General features: G+C 46.8%; 18 protein-coding genes and 1 pseudogene. 2 read left to right on the plus strand and 17 right to left on the minus strand.

What is annotated here, in order from left to right; translation table 11 throughout:
* Positions 1–31: 31 nt before the first annotated feature.
* The 15 genes and pseudogenes from MTP43_RS04235 to MTP43_RS04305 all read right to left on the minus strand — a co-directional run bounded on the left by MTP43_RS04235 (position 32) and on the right by MTP43_RS04305 (position 11,594).
* Complete coding sequence (locus MTP43_RS04235) at positions 32–418, minus strand: DUF2500 domain-containing protein (protein WP_097782403.1); 387 nt, start codon at positions 416–418, stop codon at positions 32–34.
* 1 nt (position 419) lies between these two features.
* Complete coding sequence (locus MTP43_RS04240) at positions 420–767, minus strand: DUF6054 family protein (protein WP_097782404.1); 348 nt, start codon at positions 765–767, stop codon at positions 420–422.
* Between the two features lie 173 nt (positions 768–940).
* Positions 941–1,144 carry a transposon-transfer assisting family protein gene (locus MTP43_RS04245; RefSeq protein WP_015537699.1) on the minus strand — a complete coding sequence of 68 codons (204 nt, stop codon included), beginning with the start codon at positions 1,142–1,144 and terminating at the stop codon, positions 941–943.
* On the minus strand, positions 1,134–1,649 hold the full coding sequence (locus MTP43_RS04250) for a YodL domain-containing protein (RefSeq protein ID WP_117527451.1): 516 nt from the start codon (positions 1,647–1,649) through the stop codon (positions 1,134–1,136). The genes MTP43_RS04245 and MTP43_RS04250 overlap by 11 nt, the downstream gene beginning before the upstream one ends.
* An 8-nt stretch (positions 1,650–1,657) precedes the next feature.
* Entirely contained in the window at positions 1,658–2,545 is an 888-nt protein-coding gene (locus MTP43_RS04255) for an LPD16 domain-containing protein (protein WP_117527453.1), read from the minus strand.
* On the minus strand, positions 2,545–4,359 hold the full coding sequence (locus MTP43_RS04260; RefSeq protein ID WP_249235105.1) for a DNA topoisomerase: 1,815 nt from the start codon (positions 4,357–4,359) through the stop codon (positions 2,545–2,547). Before MTP43_RS04260 ends, MTP43_RS04255 begins: the two co-directional genes overlap by 1 nt.
* Positions 4,346–4,789 (minus strand): DUF4368 domain-containing protein, encoded by a 444-nt coding sequence (locus MTP43_RS04265; RefSeq protein ID WP_249235187.1) that lies wholly within the window; start codon positions 4,787–4,789, stop codon positions 4,346–4,348. The genes MTP43_RS04260 and MTP43_RS04265 overlap by 14 nt, the downstream gene beginning before the upstream one ends.
* A gap of 99 nt (positions 4,790–4,888) precedes the next feature.
* A pseudogene (locus MTP43_RS04270) lies at positions 4,889–4,984 on the minus strand (hypothetical protein); the annotation flags it as partial.
* Positions 4,950–5,870 carry a recombinase family protein gene (locus MTP43_RS04275; RefSeq protein ID WP_249235106.1) on the minus strand — a complete coding sequence of 307 codons (921 nt, stop codon included), beginning with the start codon at positions 5,868–5,870 and terminating at the stop codon, positions 4,950–4,952. The pseudogene MTP43_RS04270 and the gene MTP43_RS04275, both read right to left, overlap by 35 nt.
* Positions 5,871–6,017: 147 nt before the next feature.
* Positions 6,018–6,380, minus strand: coding sequence for a hypothetical protein (locus tag MTP43_RS04280; protein ID WP_055145343.1), 363 nt, complete (start codon positions 6,378–6,380; stop codon positions 6,018–6,020).
* 42 nt (positions 6,381–6,422) lie between these two features.
* Complete coding sequence (locus MTP43_RS04285; RefSeq protein ID WP_055145341.1) at positions 6,423–8,927, minus strand: ABC transporter permease; 2,505 nt, start codon at positions 8,925–8,927, stop codon at positions 6,423–6,425.
* Entirely contained in the window at positions 8,927–9,607 is a 681-nt protein-coding gene (locus MTP43_RS04290; protein WP_055145338.1) for an ABC transporter ATP-binding protein, read from the minus strand. The genes MTP43_RS04285 and MTP43_RS04290 overlap by 1 nt, the downstream gene beginning before the upstream one ends.
* A 100-nt stretch (positions 9,608–9,707) precedes the next feature.
* Positions 9,708–10,715, minus strand: a complete 1,008-nt coding sequence (locus tag MTP43_RS04295) for a sensor histidine kinase (RefSeq protein WP_055145335.1) — start codon at positions 10,713–10,715, stop codon at positions 9,708–9,710.
* 1 nt (position 10,716) lies between these two features.
* Positions 10,717–11,385 (minus strand): response regulator transcription factor, encoded by a 669-nt coding sequence (locus tag MTP43_RS04300; RefSeq protein WP_055145332.1) that lies wholly within the window; start codon positions 11,383–11,385, stop codon positions 10,717–10,719.
* Complete coding sequence (locus MTP43_RS04305) at positions 11,382–11,594, minus strand: helix-turn-helix domain-containing protein (protein WP_055145329.1); 213 nt, start codon at positions 11,592–11,594, stop codon at positions 11,382–11,384. Before MTP43_RS04305 ends, MTP43_RS04300 begins: the two co-directional genes overlap by 4 nt.
* 401 nt (positions 11,595–11,995) lie before the next feature.
* Here MTP43_RS04305 and MTP43_RS04310 point away from each other — a divergent pair, with 401 nt between their 5' ends.
* Together MTP43_RS04310 and MTP43_RS04315 are read left to right on the plus strand one after the other, a co-directional pair.
* Positions 11,996–12,556, plus strand: coding sequence for an RNA polymerase sigma factor (locus MTP43_RS04310; protein WP_055145326.1), 561 nt, complete (start codon positions 11,996–11,998; stop codon positions 12,554–12,556).
* Positions 12,553–13,221: a hypothetical protein gene (locus MTP43_RS04315; protein ID WP_055145323.1), complete on the plus strand. Its 669-nt coding sequence runs from the start codon at positions 12,553–12,555 to the stop codon at positions 13,219–13,221. The genes MTP43_RS04310 and MTP43_RS04315 overlap by 4 nt, the downstream gene beginning before the upstream one ends.
* A 133-nt stretch (positions 13,222–13,354) precedes the next feature.
* Here MTP43_RS04315 and mobQ read toward each other — a convergent pair whose 3' ends face one another.
* Positions 13,355–15,052 carry a MobQ family relaxase gene (gene mobQ / locus MTP43_RS04320; RefSeq protein ID WP_055145320.1) on the minus strand — a complete coding sequence of 566 codons (1,698 nt, stop codon included), beginning with the start codon at positions 15,050–15,052 and terminating at the stop codon, positions 13,355–13,357.
* 6 nt (positions 15,053–15,058) lie between these two features.
* Entirely contained in the window at positions 15,059–15,289 is a 231-nt protein-coding gene (locus MTP43_RS04325; protein WP_055145317.1) for a hypothetical protein, read from the minus strand.
* Positions 15,290–15,336: the final 47 nt, after the last annotated feature.

Here is a 15,336-nt window from a genome sequence, read left to right on the forward strand (position 1 = left end):
AGCACTCCATACTATATAATGTAAGAAACACTTAGCTCCGCTCAAACCCAAGATAGCGGGTGCCCTGAAAACTCAGCTTTCCGATGTCGCCCTGAATGAGCAGACCATAATCGCTTCCGTCCACTTCAAATTCCATCCGGTCGCCGCTCTCCACCTGAAAAGTCACATAGTATGATGTAAATGTGCTAGTGTCGTATCCGTGCGCACCGGACATATCGCCGGCATTGGCACTGCTGGAATGCGAAACATCGGTGCGCTTTGCTACCACTGTTGCCGGAACGGTAAGCCGCGGCGAGTGGTTGTTTTTGTTCCATGTGCGGAGATTTGAAATTAGAGCAAAGAAAAACATTCCAATAAAAAGCAGGAACAGGATTGGGAAAATGAAGCTGAATATAGCGTCAAACCATCCAAAAAACATTTTACTCCTCCAAAATTTCTTCCAGCAGGTCCTTTACATCGTCCAGAAAAGATTCTTCCCCGAGGGTGTTCACCTTGAAGAACACCGCTTGACTGCCTCCTGCGGTGATGGCAGACAGCCGAATCGGACTGTCCGCATTCTGAAACATAGTCAGTGTCAGACTCAGGCGGTTGCCGCCCATCATGCTGTACCGTTCAAACACACGGACACTGCACCGGGCATCGCCCTCTTTGAAATCACTGCCTGCCTCTAAATCTGCCGACCAACTGCTGTCCGGGATTTCATTTTCCAGCTTCCGAAGCAGCTTGTCAAAGTTTTTGTTTCGGATGGTCTTTTCAAAGATTGCCATAATGGTTCCTCCGTTCTGACAATTAAAATTCAGTCCCTTATTTTTGATACGAGCAGAGCCACAGGAAAATTGCGGAGAAATCGCTTGAAGAGAGGAATTTTGTCTAATTTGATTATAGCATATCTTTTGGAAGAACAAAATACTTTATGTACGCCGCCCGTAGGCGGCAATAATCAGTCCGGGGGAAATTCCAATTCGGCAAACTCTGCATCGGTCAGCAGTTTCAACTTTTCGATAACACCCTCCGATAGTTCCCGCAGGGCGGTTTCATCGGGCATCAGGTAGCACTGCATGAGCCGCAGTTCGTGGATAAGCCCCAGCCGGGTGCCGGTGTTGTAAAGCATCATCAGCATGAGTTCTTCATGGTCAAAGTTCATGTTCAGCCTTCGCTTTCCGGCATCCAGTCGGGTTGCACTCCGGGGCATCGCACTTTTCCTTGAGATTCATCAGCACCGAAGGGCGTTCCGGCTGCTTATCCAGAAACCCCTGTAAATTTTTGAAGCCGATGCTGTCCACATAATGCACAGACACCTCGCCATTGCGTTTAAGTGCGATCACATCGCTGACCGACAGGCTGTGTCCCTCAAAATCCTGCGGACGGGAGATGTTGAACATCTGAAACAGTTCTTCCAAAACCTCGTTGCTCGGCACATCCTGCCACATGGCGGGCAGATCAGCATAGTAGGTGACCTCATAATGCTCCGGGTCTGGCGTTCTGCCCCGACGATGCAGTTCCCGCATGGAAGCAAATCTTTCATCGAGGATTTTTTCGTCATGCCGCAGCTGCATCACCATATAAACATCGCACCCTGCGTTCAGAAACTTCTGCGGGATGTCCGTCATGGGTTCACCGTCAAAATTCTGGTTCCATTTTTGCTGCATCGTCCACCTCACAGTTCTGGCGCAGAACGTGCAGACGATTTTGGCGCAGACGTATCACTTGCCAGTTCTGCCAGCTTTTCCAGTGTGGAAGGGCGGTGGTCTGTACGCAGTTCCTCGGCTTCCGCAACTTTATCCATGACGGCATCGTAGTCCTGCAACAGCCGCCGCCCCTTTTCCATGTGGTGTGCTTCCAGAATCTGCTCACGGGCTTCCTGAATGGTCAGTTCCGGGGCATCCAACTGCCCGCCGTCCATCACAGAATAATCGCTGTGGTAGAGGGTGTAGTCCCATCCATCCTCACAAGACTGGATGGCAAGGTAGCCTTTGCCGCCCAGTTCCCACGCCGCCTGCTCGTCCTGTGTCTGAATCTCCGGGTAGAAGTCGGCATGGTTTCGTTCCATGACCTCGGCAAACTGGCAGATGTGGAACACATTGCCCAGACCGCCCATGTCAAAGTGGTAATCATCCAGATGTTCCAGCCGTGCCGTGAAGCTGCGCCCATCCGGGTAATCCACCTGAATCACGCCGCCATCTGGAATGCGATAGAGGTCATCATAGTGGCTGTTGATGAGACGAATATCCTTCGGCAGCGTTTCCGGCTCCCAGATGCGCCGTCTGCCGATGCCCGCCTGCGGGATGTTTTCGAGGATCTTTACGCTTTCCTGTTGGATGGCCTTGCGGTCATCGTCCGAAAGTTCAAACAGATACCAGTTCCGGGCAGCAGGAATGGCGTTCCTGCCATCGGGCGGCAGGTTCTTTTCCGAGATCTGCCCGCTTTCCAGCGGCTCAACAGTTACCTTGTTATAAGTGGCAAAGCCGACCCCTGCACCGTTTTCCCGGAGATGCAGATAGCGTTCATCGTTGATAAGGTAGACCGCTTCTTTTATCTGCTCCATCAGCACCCACCTTCAAATTCCAGAGAAAACTTGCTGCGGCCATCGGCTTCACAGGACAGCAGCACGGTGGCATTGTAGGTCTTGCACTTGGCACTCTTGCAGTCCTTCAGCCGGACACGCCCATCCCGCAGCAGCTTGTCCGCCACATGGGAATCCAGTCGCTTACCCAGACGCTTGAAGAACGCATTGTCCTTCCACAGCACGAAACGGCACTCCCTGTTCTCACAGAACCAGCCCTTTTCACGCTCCACAACATTTGCACCGCAGTTCGGACAGACACCAATGATTTTGTTTTTCATAAGCGCATTTACTCCTTTTTTCATTTCCGTATTCTTTACCAGTTCGGTAATCATCGTATTGATCTCAGTCATAAATTCACTCGGCTCCATTTCGCCACGTTCGATTTGTAGCAATTTCGCTTCCCAGTCAGCCGTCATATCCGCAGACTGAATCTCTTCGGGCATTACGGTAATGAGGGCTTTTCCCTTATCCGTGGGCAGCAGCACCTTGGTTTTCTTGGTGCCCTTGCGTTCCAGAAAGCCCTTCTGCACCAGCTTTTCGATGGTGGCGGCTCTCGTTGCCGGGGTGCCGATGCCCTGACGTTCTACGCCCTCCGGCATACTGTCTGCACTGGCGGTTTCCATCGCATGAAGTAGAAGGTCCTCGGTGAAATGCTTTGGCGGGGACGTTTGACCTTCCTTCAGTTCGGCATCAGCAACGCTGCACTGACTCTGCTCTTGCGCATCGGGCAGAACAACTGCTTCCTTTTGCTTGCCCAGAAGTTCCCCCAGCATTTTTCGTTCCATGGCTTTCCATCCGTCGGACAGCACCACCTTGCCTTTTGCGAAAAACTCCTCTTCAGCGCAGATGGTGGTGAGCGTAGTTTCTGCATAGCGGTGCGGTTCGCCTACGGCGCAGAGCAGCCGTGCGGAAATCAGCCGCAGGACATTCCGCTCTCCGGCAGGGAGGGCGGCAAGATCTGCGTTTGCCATGCTTTTCGTAGGCAGCAGCGCATGGTGGTCGGTGACTTTGCCGCCATTGATGACCTGCTGCACATGGATGGGAAGCGACTCCTCCACGGCAAACACCTTACCCGTGTCCGTCACCAGCCCCGGCAAGGATGCCGCCATATCTTCCGTCAAAAAGCGGCTGTCCGTGCGGGGGTAGGTGATGAGCCGTTTTTCGTAAAGACTTTGGGCATAATCCAAGGTCTGCTGCGCCGTAAATCCCAACAGACGGTTTGCATCCCGCTGCAATGCGGTAAGGTCATAGAGTTGCGGTGGGCTTTCGGACTTTTCCTTGCGTTCCATCTTTTGCACCGTGGCACGCCCCTCCTTTCGGCATTTGGAAAGCAGCAGTTCGGCATCCGCTTTCTGGGCAAACCGCTTGCTGGATGCGGTGCCGCCGTCCGCAAGGGTCAGTGCAACCGTGTAGAATTTCTCCGGCACAAAGGCGGCAATGGCGGCTTCCCGCACCACTGTCATGGCAAGCACCGGGGTCATAACACGCCCCACCGCCAGCGGTTGACCGTACAGGCACGAAAAAAGCCGGGAAGCGTTGATGCCGACCATCCAGTCGGCACGTTCCCGGCAGAGTGCTGCGTTGTACAGCGCATCGTATTCAGTTGACGGTTTGAGGTGGGCAAAGCCCTCCCGGATGGCAGATTCCTCCATGCTGGACAGCCACAGACGGGAAAAGGGCTTTTTGCACCCAGCCTGCTGGTACACCAAGCGGAAGATCAGTTCTCCCTCGCGCCCTGCGTCTGTAGGATAGTTCTCGGAGGTGACTTTTCTGACTTTGTTACTCGATGGCATCCAATGGGCCGATAAAGCGGTAGAAAATCTGGATTTTCTGGACGTATTCGCCATCGACCTTTTCCGCTCTGGATACCAGAATCTTGTCAATCAGCTGATGCAGAATCTTATAGTTCAGTTCGGTGATACCAGCGTACTTGCTGACTTCATCAATAAAATCCTGAATCTTGTCCAGCTGATCGTGTTCAGCACGGCCTTCCCGCTCGTACTGCTCAATCTTCTCGGTCAGTTCAGCCTGTTCTTTGTCGTAGCGATCTGCAAGCATTTGAAAACGTTTCTCCGGGAGAAGTCCCTTTGATACGTCCTCATAAAGTTTTGCATACAGGTCTTCGATTTCTGCGATTCGTGCTTTACACTGCTTCAAATCCCGTTTGTGCTGCGCCCGGTCAGAGGACACCCGGAGGTGCATCTGATTTGCAATCTTCTTCACAAGGGCTTCCCGATTGCTCACAGCGGCCTTTGCGTGTGCCTGAATGTCCGCAAAGACAGCTTCATGCAGAACACGGGCTTCCAAATTATGCGAGTCACAGGCTTTCGCACCATATTTCCGATAAGTGCTGCAACAATAAAAGGTCTGATCCAGAACACTGTTACGTTTGCGCCTGTGCTCGACCTTGACTAACATCGTTCTGCCGCAGTCTGCACAGCGGACGATGCCTTTGAAGATATTGTCGTAGTCGGTCTTTATCGCACATAAAACTACTGGAACGGCTGTAAAGGATTCGCTGCACGTTCTCCCAACGGTCTTGTGGGATGATTGCTTCATGTGTATTCGGAACGATAGCGCGTTCTTCAAACGGAATATAACGCCGCTTTTTGGATTTCATGGACACGGTGGGCTTGGCTTCGTAGATGATGTGTCCGGCGTAGACTGGGCTGTGCAGAACCTGACTGATATAGGCACTGTCCCAATCATACATCTTTTCATCATCAATAAAGCGGCCAAACATCTCTTTCTTGTAGTAACACGGCTTCAAGACTTTTTCATCGTGGAGCCGCTTGGCGATGCGGTGAAGCCCCAGCCCTTCCTCTGCCATTGAATAGATATACTCAACAACGGGGGCGGTGCTCGGGTCGATCACAAGGTGATTGTGGTCGGCAGGGTCTTTCTGGTAGCCAAACGGTGCGCCGCTGGAGATATACTTTCCACTTTTCTTGCGTGTCCGAAGGGCACTCTTGATCTTTCGGGAAGTGTCTTTGGCGTACATTTCATTGATGATGTTTCGGAACGGGGCAATATCCATCTGAGATTGCTCGTTGGAATCATAACCATCGTTGATTGCAATATAGCGGACACCGTGTTCAGGAAAGAAGATTTCCATATACGTTCCGGTTTCGATGTGGTTGCGTCCAAGTCGGGACTGGTCTTTGGTAATGACTGTTGCCACCTTTCCTTCCCGGATATCATCCAGAAGTTCCTGAAAGGCAGGGCGGTCAGAGTTCGTACCGCTGTAACCATCATCAACATAGTACTGGCAATTCCCGAAACCGTTGCGTGTGGCATACTCCATAAGCATTGACTTTTGAGATGGAATTTGTCAAGGGGCTTTTCTGCAAAACACAATGTTTCTGAAAATAGCGTTCAAAATATATGCAGAGCCGTTAGTCCGCAAAGGATGCGAATTATCGGCTCAATGGTTTTCTTTTATTTGTAATCATTACTTTTCCAATTCCAGATATTCTTGTCCCATGAAGAAGATTTTCAATTCGTTTTGATCTACTTCTATCTCAAATTCTACACTACTATTTCCCTGTGTAACACAGATTATATCCGAGTAAGAAAAACTATAATATGCGTCACCGCAGGATAGACCCGAATCGGGCATATCTTTACTCACAGCAAGTTCCCCGTTTTCTTGAAAGGTAAATATCTCCTCAGCATTTGCATCCTTCCATGTGCCAATAATATCTTTTTCGTTCTGAATGCGATTTACTTTACCAACACATACAATGGCAAGTATAACTGCACCAACAGTCAAAGCAATGCCTGCAACTCTCTTTACCAGTTTCTTTTTACGCAATTTCTATTACCTCTGTTTCAGTTGCTTTGTTAGATTGAATGATTACATATTGCTCAATTTCAGTTCCTCTACAATTTCCACCTTTGATACGCTTCTAACAGCAAACAGCATAGCGATACATACCATAGCGCCGACAGCCATAACTGCAAGAGCATAAATACCGCCGTTCATATAAAAAGCAAATGGTGTCATACCCGACGATATGAAGTAGTAGATAGCACAATGAATCAAAAAGCTCACAGGCAACGCAAGAACCAATGCTTTTACGCCGTACAAAACAGCTTCGAGCAATAGCGTACATTTTAATCCTTTGGCAGTCATACCAACAGAACGCAGAACAGCAAATTCGCTTCTTCTCAAATGAATCGTATTCGAGATAGTGTTACAAACATTCAAGCTGATAATAACCGTCATCAGGATCGAGAACAGGCAGATTACCAGTTTTGCAATCGTATATACCTGTCTGGAATTATTCGTTGCGGCTGCAATGTCCACAGTTTGCGGAAATCCTCTGTCAGCCAGACATTCCATTGCTTCTTTATGCTGTGCTGTCTGTATTCTCATTTCCACATAGGCGTTATCATCTATCAGCAAGTTAAAATAACTTAAAGGCACGATGAGGACAGCTCGATCTCTCACAAACATGGATTGGATATTTGCATTTTCTTCTGAAACGATTTCTTCCACGATAATCGGCAAGGCATCCTCGGATGCCCCCAGCGGAATGATTTCTGTTCCCGGTTCAATAAGAAACGGTGAGCCTGCAATTACCCGATTTTGTGCCGAATTATAGTATCCCATAGTCTGATTGAGCAAAATTCCATGATTGAAATTTGTCACATCCAGACTGAATCCATTTTCATCGCAAAAAGAGACAAAATGTTCTTCGTCCAATCCTACGACATATACCTCTGCTTTCGTACCATTGATAAAATATCCTTGCATATCAGGATTGATTTGTTCCTGCGAAAATTCAGCGGTCATATATCGCTGAAAAGAATAGGAAACATCCGCAGTGATATTTTCATCCGATAATGCCCCGATTGCGACAGGAATATCTTTGTATTGAATCATCGAAATCACATCAGTATAACAGGAACCGTCCTCCTTCATATCCAAGGATGTCTGATAAAGCATAAAATCAGAGAAACTATATAAGGAAAGGGCAATTACCACCGACAAGAAAATAGAGCCGGTAATCGCTCGGAAGCGTTTTGGATTACGCTTAATATTTTTTGCTGCTAACGAACCATAAATGCCAAAAACCAAAGAAACGATTTTTCCGTCACGGAATTTCTTTCTTGATACCGCATTGTTAGACTGGCGGATCGCTTCAATAACTGTAATTTTAGCTGCTTGCTTCACAGGCTTTCTACTTCCGAAGTACAAAGAAGCAATGCCGGATAATCCGCTGACGAGCAGGATCAATCCGTTTACCTTCAAGGACAGTTCTACGATGCCAAAAGTGAATGTTTCTCCAAAAGCTGCCCTGACCACACTTAATAACAGAGCAGATAGCAGGATACCAACAACCAATCCAAAGGGTATGCTCACCACTCCCAAAAGGAAGGCTTCTAAATATACGCTAAGGCGTTTTTGCCCTTTTGTGGCTCCAATACTGGATAGCATTCCCATCTGCTTAATTCGTTCCTGTAAGGAAATGGAGAGGGCGTTGCTGATCATTGAAGCAGATGCAGCCATCAAAAGACAAACGACCATGACCACCAAAGCAATCAGTTTTGCAGCTCCTTTACCCCCGGTAATTCCATGATAGACTAACAATTCCGAATGAAACTTTGCTACATGACTGTCTACTGCCGCAGCCACTTCTTCGGCTTCTGTATAGATCGAATTGGATAAATTCTTTGCCTTGACATACGCAGCAAAATCGGATGCCGTTTTGTCAACACCTGCAAAGGCATTATAGTTTGCTGCGATTTTTGAGTCATTCACATCTGACAGAATACCAACAACTACATACGCTTTCTCTTTTGTTGGAACGAAGCTTTCTTCTTCGCCCCTATAATTTGTCAGCCCGGAAAGCTGGGCATTATATTCATCCCAAATTCTTGAACCAAGAGTTAAAGAAATCGTATCTCCAATCTCTGTATTCATGTTGTTTTTCTTCAAAAAAGATTCTGAAATAACAATCTCATTTTCATCTTGCGGGAAACGCCCTGCAAGCAAATACTGATTTAACGAAAATCTTTGGGTAAAGTTCTCGTCAATCTCGCCAACGGAGAGCATTGTACTGTTGGATTTCTCCCCGTAAAAACTGTTTCCGGCAAAGCGGAGAAGCGAAACTTCGCCTACATTGTTTTGACTATATAGCTCTTGAACCTGCTCCCAAGTCAAATCCTCCATGTAGTAGTCATAATCGCCACCATACACTTTTTCTTTCTCTTTCAAAAAATCAACCAACGACCATCCCCCACAGAGAATAGCGGTTATCATACTGATTGACAAAAGAATGGTTAAAAGTGTGAGTAGGGTACGCTTTTTATTCGACAACAGATTCCTGAGTGTAAGCATGAAAATCATATTCATCAGCGTATCACCTCATCCCTCACAAGTCTGCCATCCTGAATTTCCAGAATACGGTCTGCCTGCATTGCGATTTCACGGTCATGGGTAATCAGGATCATTGTCTGGCGATAGACTTCATTGGATTCACGCAGAAGTTTCATAATATCCCTTGTGTTCTCCGTGTCCAGATTTCCCGTTGGCTCATCCGCAAGGATAATCGCAGGTGCGTTAATCAACGCTCGTCCGATTGCCACTCTTTGTTGTTGACCGCCGGATAACTGACTTGGCAGGTGCTTTCTACGCTTTACCAGTTTGAGTGTGGATAGCAGTTCTTTCAAACGCTCCTGATTGATTTTACGCCCATCCAATCGAATCGGCAGCGTGATATTTTCCTCGACAGTCAAAACCGGGATCAGATTATAAAACTGATAGACAAGCCCAACCTGCCTTCTTCTGAATACAGCCAATTCATCTTCATTTTGCTCATAAACATCCTGTCCATCCACAAATACTTTTCCCGAAGTCGGTCTGTCAACACCACCTAAAATGTGCAACAGGGTAGACTTGCCAGACCCAGATGCTCCAATGATTGCAACAAACTCTCCTTTATCGACGGAAAAAGAAACATCTGACAAAGCATGGACAGGAGCATTGTCCATTTCATAGGTTTTGCAGATATTCTCTACTCTTAATATCTCCATAAAAAGTTCCTCCATATATTTTTGCAATTCAGTATAGCAAAGCCAAGTGACTGCTTCATTACTTTTTCATTACAAAAATGTCACTTAAAAAGGGGCTGCATTAAGCAGTCCCCCGATAAAAGCAGATTTCAAATTTTGCACCGCCTGACTCCCGATTTTTCGCTTGGATGACACCACCCTGATTGACAATGATCGTCTTTGCCAGAGCCAACCCCAAACCGGCATTACCGATTGTAGAGCCACTTCCTTGATAAAATCGGTCAAATAAATGGGGGATGTCTTTTTCCTGAAAACCTGTTCCGCTATCCTCTATAATGATCTGTGTCAAAAGAGGTCTTTCTATTGCCTTGATTTCGATAGTGCTGCCCTCTGGTGAATGTTCGATACAGTTTTTGATTACATTCCCCAAGGCTTCAGCAGTCCAATCAGTATCAAGAGATAGTTTTAATTCTGCCGGAATCACTTGCGTGATTGTCTGCATTTTTAATTCTGCCGCAATCTCCAGAGGACGAATTGCTTTTTCTACCACATCTTTTAAGTATACCGCCTGTGGCTTTAGAGTAATCGTTCCTGCATCCAGCTTGGATATTTTCAGAAGTGTGGCTATCAGCCACTCCATTCTTGATAAGAGCATAGTCTGTTCGCGGATCAGCTCATACCTTTCTTCGTCAGTCAGTTCCTCATTACACAGAGAAGCATTTAAGATATTCAGCGATGTCAAAGGTGTTTTTAATTGATGTGAAATATCGGCTAAAGCATTTGCCAAATTACCTTTCTCCATTTTCAGAGCTTCTGCCTGTTCAATAAGCCGTCTTGTCATCTTGGATATTTCATCATGTAAAACAGATAACTCACCTTCTTGAAACTGCCCAAAAGAAATTTTTTCATCTCCATGTAACAGCCTATCAATATGCAAACTAAAATCAGCAATTTTCTTGTATCTCTGATATGTGAAAAAGAGGGAAACTGCACTGGATGAAATGATAGCCGACAGAACAATCCACACAGCTTTGCTATCAACGATAATGCCAATGCCGCCCCAAAATAGAATAAGAATACTGCTGACAACAATTTGCCTTTTAACTTCTTTATTTCTGATAAAGTCCATATCAACCCACCTTATAGCCAAGCCCACGAACGGTAATTATGATTTCCGGCTCCTGCGGATTGGTTTCAATTTTGTCACGTAGCCTTTTCATATAGACAGTCAATGTATTATCATTGATAAACTCCCCAGTAGTGTCCCATAAAAGCTCCAACAATCTTCTGCGAGAAAGGACAATACCTTTGTTACGCAAAAAGACTAACAGCAACTTATATTCCATAGCAGACAACAAAATCTCTTTCCCATTCTTTGATACGGTTGCTTGATTTGTGTCCACAACTAAGTCGAGGTAACTGATAATGTTTTGTGTGTTCTTAGTTCTCCTTAATACGCTGTTGATCCTTGAAAGCAGTTCTCTTGGTCTGAACGGTTTGCTGATATAATCGTCAGCCCCCATATCTAACCCAGCCACAACACTATATTCATCATCAGAAGCCGTTAAGAAAATAACTGGCATAGTTCCTCTTTCTTTAATTGCAGAACAAACAGAAAAACCATTTCCGTTTGATAATTGAATGTCCACCAAGGCTATATCGTATTGGTCGCTATCCAATTTTTCTATTGCTTCTTTTTGACCGGGAGCATTTTCGATTTTGAACCCTTCATTTCCTAAATAGTCTGATAATGAGGATACGATACTTTGGTCATCCTCCACTAATAACAATTTACTCATCGTGTGTTCTCCTTGTTGTCAGCTATAAATTCATTTTTATTTTGTTTATATCTTCCATCAGCCGGCTTTTGGGCATCTTGGGGAATTAGCCATGCACGAGGTAGCCGAACAATTCCATCAATGCGATTCTCCTCACACAGCTTTTGAACACGACGCACCGATATTCCCCAAAGTTTAGCCGCATCCTGTACTGTCATGTATTCAAACATAGTTTACCTCCGCATCAAATAGTTATATATATTATATACGCACAAACGAACAATATCAATGGGCTGTTTGTAAACACTTAAACACTAACTGTGTACGAATTAACTCGGCGCTAACAATTTCCGTCATCCTGTTTCGGATATTATTTATTTTTCCACCCAACCCATTCTGTCCGGGCAGCTACCTTTAATTTTTTGTTACGCCTCCTCTGCTGCGAGCAACTCTACCAAAACCGAAGGACCATATTTTCAGACTGCCGAGCGACCTCGACTGGTGCCAAACGATTTTGCTGAGGCGATAGAAAATAGAATTGCAATGTACTATAATAAAGGTGTGAAATTTTCCCTCGCTTCTGTAAGATTGTCCGCCAGATCCATAGTACATAGGTGAGGAGGTGGATACCTTGTTAGAGGATGTGAAGATCATTGAACTGTTCTTTGCTCGTACTGAGCAGGCAATAGCTGAACTTGCTGCAAAATACGGTTCAACTTGCAAAAGAATTGCAAACAACATTTTGAAATGCGAACCCGACGCAGAAGAATGTGTAAATGATACATACCTTGCTGCGTGGAATGCAATTCCTCCAGAAAGACCTGACCCACTCAGAACCTATATTTTTCGTATTACCCGCAATATCGCTACCGCAAAATACCACGCAAATACTGCACTAAAGCGAAACAGTTACTATGATGTTGCACTTGATGAGTTGGAAGAGTGCCTAACTTCTGCATCTACTATTGAACAGGAAGTGGATGCAAAGGAGCTGTCACAGGAAATTGATCGTTTCCTTGACAGCTTGGATCAGGAAAGCAGGGTTATGTTTGTAGCAAGGTATTGGTACTCAGATAGCATTACAGAAATTGCAAAGAGGCTTCGTACAACAAATAACAATGTGTCTGTTCGCCTTTCCCGAATCAGAAGCAAACTTAAAAATCATTTACAGAAAGCGGGGTATGATTTATGACACGAAAGAACATCTCTGACGCCGTTGGTGGCATTGGTAGCCGTCATATCGAAGAAACGGCGAGTTATCAGGCAAAGAAACAAAAAAGCATTTGGCTGAAATTTGGGGCAATTGCTGCGTGTCTCTGTCTAATCGTGGTGGGAGTGTTTAGTATGGGATTATTCGGCAAAAGTACAGAAACAGCTACATTAGGTGATGGAACTACCATATCTTTCACTAAAGCAGATACGGTAGCCTCTGCTCTGAGTTTGAACTTGCAAGCACGAGCATTGACCAAAGATGAGGTTCAGACTATTTTCGGTGATCTTCCGATTTCCGGAGATGCCCTCTTTACCTTGGACGATGTAGCATTTGTTGGCTTTGATGGTCATTACAGCGATATGAAATTTGTTGTTTCGCTGTCTGGGAACAATCTTATGGATACTACCGTAATTGGCAAGGGAAATGTATCTATGGTTGGAGATACGCCAGTTAAAGCTGGCTACTTCGTTACAAATGCAAACAGCGAAGGAATTAAGACTGTGATCTATTACGCCTATATCACATTTGATAACTATTCCATCTATATCGAAAATGCAGGCGGAGAAAGTGAAAGAGAGGCTGTTCGAGCGGAACTGATGGCAGCACTTGATAAGTTGTTGGAAAACTCTTTTGATTTTAAGTGATAGAATTCGATTAAATATTGCAAGCACCGGTATGGAAAACCCATACCGGTGCTTATTTTACGCTTGACGTATAGGGATTATCTCCATCCCCCTATGTCACAGACTTCACCTGAAGTTTCAACCTCCAGCACTTTTAACGTTCCATATCTCTGTTTTTCATCTTACGCTCAAGCCGCTCCGATCGCCGCCTTTGCCGCAGTTCTCGATCCATTGTCTTTTCCTGTGCATATTCGTCAAGATAGCCAGACACATCCCGTAGGCCACTCTCCATCAACCACCAACTGAACTTGTCGCCATAAGCCGCTTCAATGCGTTGGGCTGCTGCTTTCTCTCTGTCAGGTCGAAGTGCCTTCCGCTCCAGATAAAGCTGCAAGGAATCAAAGCCGGAAGCTTGCTCTTTCAGCTCGGCATACTCAGACAATGCAGCCTCCAGCTCTCCGGCATACTTATTCTCCTGCGCCTCAAGCCGTTTGAGATTATCTTCATAGCGGTCAATCTGGCGCTGGAAGATATCGCTTGTGGCGTCCTCTGGGTATTCCAGAGAATGAAGCAGCATAGCCTTTTCGCTTTTTAGCTCCTCTAACTTTTCCGTCAACTCGGCTATTTTGGAGGCAAGCTCACGGTGCCTGACAAAGTGGATCGCAGGAAGGGATTTCTTTTCAGCCAGTAGGGACTTCCGTTCTTTGGTTGTTTCCTTTATCTGCTGCACAAGGGAGCGGTACTGTGCCAGATTTGGCTTCAGAATATTCAAGGCACCGGTCATCTGTTTCTTGCTGCTGCGGATATGCCCTAACTGATAGCAGAAGATCAGCATATTTTCCCGCAGCTTTTCCAACGCTTCTGCAATAGCGGGCAGCGTGTTCTTCACCGCCTCCGTAATTTTCTTGAACTGCGCCTTCAGTTCCCGCAGGAGCCTGTTGTCCGCCTTGATCTGACGGTTGAGTTCGCACCTGTCGGACACGATACCTTTCTGTTCCAAAGCACGGGCAATCACGCCCTCGTGGATGGTGGGCTGCTCGTCAATGCCTCGCTCGACAAAGCTGCGGTGGTCGATGCGCTCCTCATGACCGTATCGCTCCAAATATTTGTTTGTCACATCTGCCCATGCTTTGCGCCAGATAAGGAGCTGTTCCTCGCTGTTCCAGCGTTCAGAAATGGGATTCTGTCTCCCGTATTTGGTGCTTTTGGGATACTTGCTGGCACGCTCATATCCATGTTCCTCAGCTGCGGATGGTGTCATATACACTTTCTTCCTGCCTACCTTGTACTGGTACTGTTTCTCCCATCCGTCAGCCTGTGCAGCCTTAAACTCGGCAGCGGTAAAGCCCCGTTCCTCACCGTCACGGCTGCAGAGATATTCCTTCTCCGTTTTGTATTGCCATTTGCCGCTTTCATCAAGCGGGCGCACCGTCAAGAGAATGTGGGCATGTGGATTATGACCCGGTGGATCAGGATCGTGGATTGCCAGATCGGCGCACATCCCGTCTGCGACAAATTGGTTTTGTACGAAGTCCGTCAACAGCGTCTGCCATTGCTCTAGGGACAACTCTATGGGCAGGGCTACCACAAACTCACGGGCTAAGCGGCTGTCCTTGGTTTTCTCGTTTTCCTCCACGGCGTTCCAGAGAACCTCTCGGTCTTGCCATGCGGGTGGGGCCATGTCCGGCAGGAATACCTCCTGCCACACAAGCCCCTGCTTTCGGGTGTAATCGTGCTGTACTCCGTCATAGTCATTGAGGATGTGGGAGCAGCTGAGATAAGCGGAGGCTGCACAGGCGGAGCGTCCGGCTCCCCGGCTGACCACCTTTGCCTCCAAGTGGTAAATTGCCATTTGCGTTCACCTCGATTCGTATTTTGTGAGGGGGTGGTAAAACGCCACCCCTTGGTTTCTGTTTCTCTTTGCAAAGAGAAAATGGGCTGCATTGCTGCCCATATCTGCGATAAAGCTGCCGGTGGCAGGTTTTCGCAGGCAGGAGGCGGGCAGAGTATCTGCCGGATTGGTGCGACAAGCAGCAATCTCTGCATCAGCAGAAGCGCCGACTGCACAGGGAATGCTGACTTGCGGCATTTCCTGCCCTCTCTGGAGAAGTGTCCGATGGACAGTTCGTGAAGAGC

This window comes from Faecalibacterium sp. IP-1-18 (genome assembly GCF_023347355.1).
GTDB lineage: Bacteria > Bacillota > Clostridia > Oscillospirales > Ruminococcaceae > Faecalibacterium > Faecalibacterium prausnitzii.

Bases quoted from the DNA above. Each gene is read 5' to 3' on its own strand.
- MTP43_RS04235 (WP_097782403.1), bottom strand. From the start codon at position 418: ATGTTTTTTGGATGGTTTGACGCTATATTCAGCTTCATTTTCCCAATC.
- MTP43_RS04240 (WP_097782404.1), bottom strand. From the start codon at position 767: ATGGCAATCTTTGAAAAGACCATCCGAAACAAAAACTTTGACAAGCTG.
- MTP43_RS04245 (WP_015537699.1), bottom strand. From the start codon at position 1,144: ATGAACTTTGACCATGAAGAACTCATGCTGATGATGCTTTACAACACC.
- MTP43_RS04250 (WP_117527451.1), bottom strand. From the start codon at position 1,649: ATGCAGCAAAAATGGAACCAGAATTTTGACGGTGAACCCATGACGGAC.
- MTP43_RS04255 (WP_117527453.1), bottom strand. From the start codon at position 2,545: ATGGAGCAGATAAAAGAAGCGGTCTACCTTATCAACGATGAACGCTAT.
- MTP43_RS04260 (WP_249235105.1), bottom strand. From the start codon at position 4,359: ATGCCATCGAGTAACAAAGTCAGAAAAGTCACCTCCGAGAACTATCCT.
- MTP43_RS04275 (WP_249235106.1), bottom strand. From the start codon at position 5,870: ATGGAGTATGCCACACGCAACGGTTTCGGGAATTGCCAGTACTATGTT.
- MTP43_RS04285 (WP_055145341.1), bottom strand. From the start codon at position 8,927: ATGAATATGATTTTCATGCTTACACTCAGGAATCTGTTGTCGAATAAA.
- MTP43_RS04290 (WP_055145338.1), bottom strand. From the start codon at position 9,607: ATGGAGATATTAAGAGTAGAGAATATCTGCAAAACCTATGAAATGGAC.
- MTP43_RS04295 (WP_055145335.1), bottom strand. From the start codon at position 10,715: ATGGACTTTATCAGAAATAAAGAAGTTAAAAGGCAAATTGTTGTCAGC.
- MTP43_RS04300 (WP_055145332.1), bottom strand. From the start codon at position 11,385: ATGAGTAAATTGTTATTAGTGGAGGATGACCAAAGTATCGTATCCTCA.
- MTP43_RS04305 (WP_055145329.1), bottom strand. From the start codon at position 11,594: ATGTTTGAATACATGACAGTACAGGATGCGGCTAAACTTTGGGGAATA.
- MTP43_RS04315 (WP_055145323.1), top strand. From the start codon at position 12,553: ATGACACGAAAGAACATCTCTGACGCCGTTGGTGGCATTGGTAGCCGT.
- mobQ (WP_055145320.1), bottom strand. From the start codon at position 15,052: ATGGCAATTTACCACTTGGAGGCAAAGGTGGTCAGCCGGGGAGCCGGA.
- MTP43_RS04325 (WP_055145317.1), bottom strand. From the start codon at position 15,289: ATGCCGCAAGTCAGCATTCCCTGTGCAGTCGGCGCTTCTGCTGATGCA.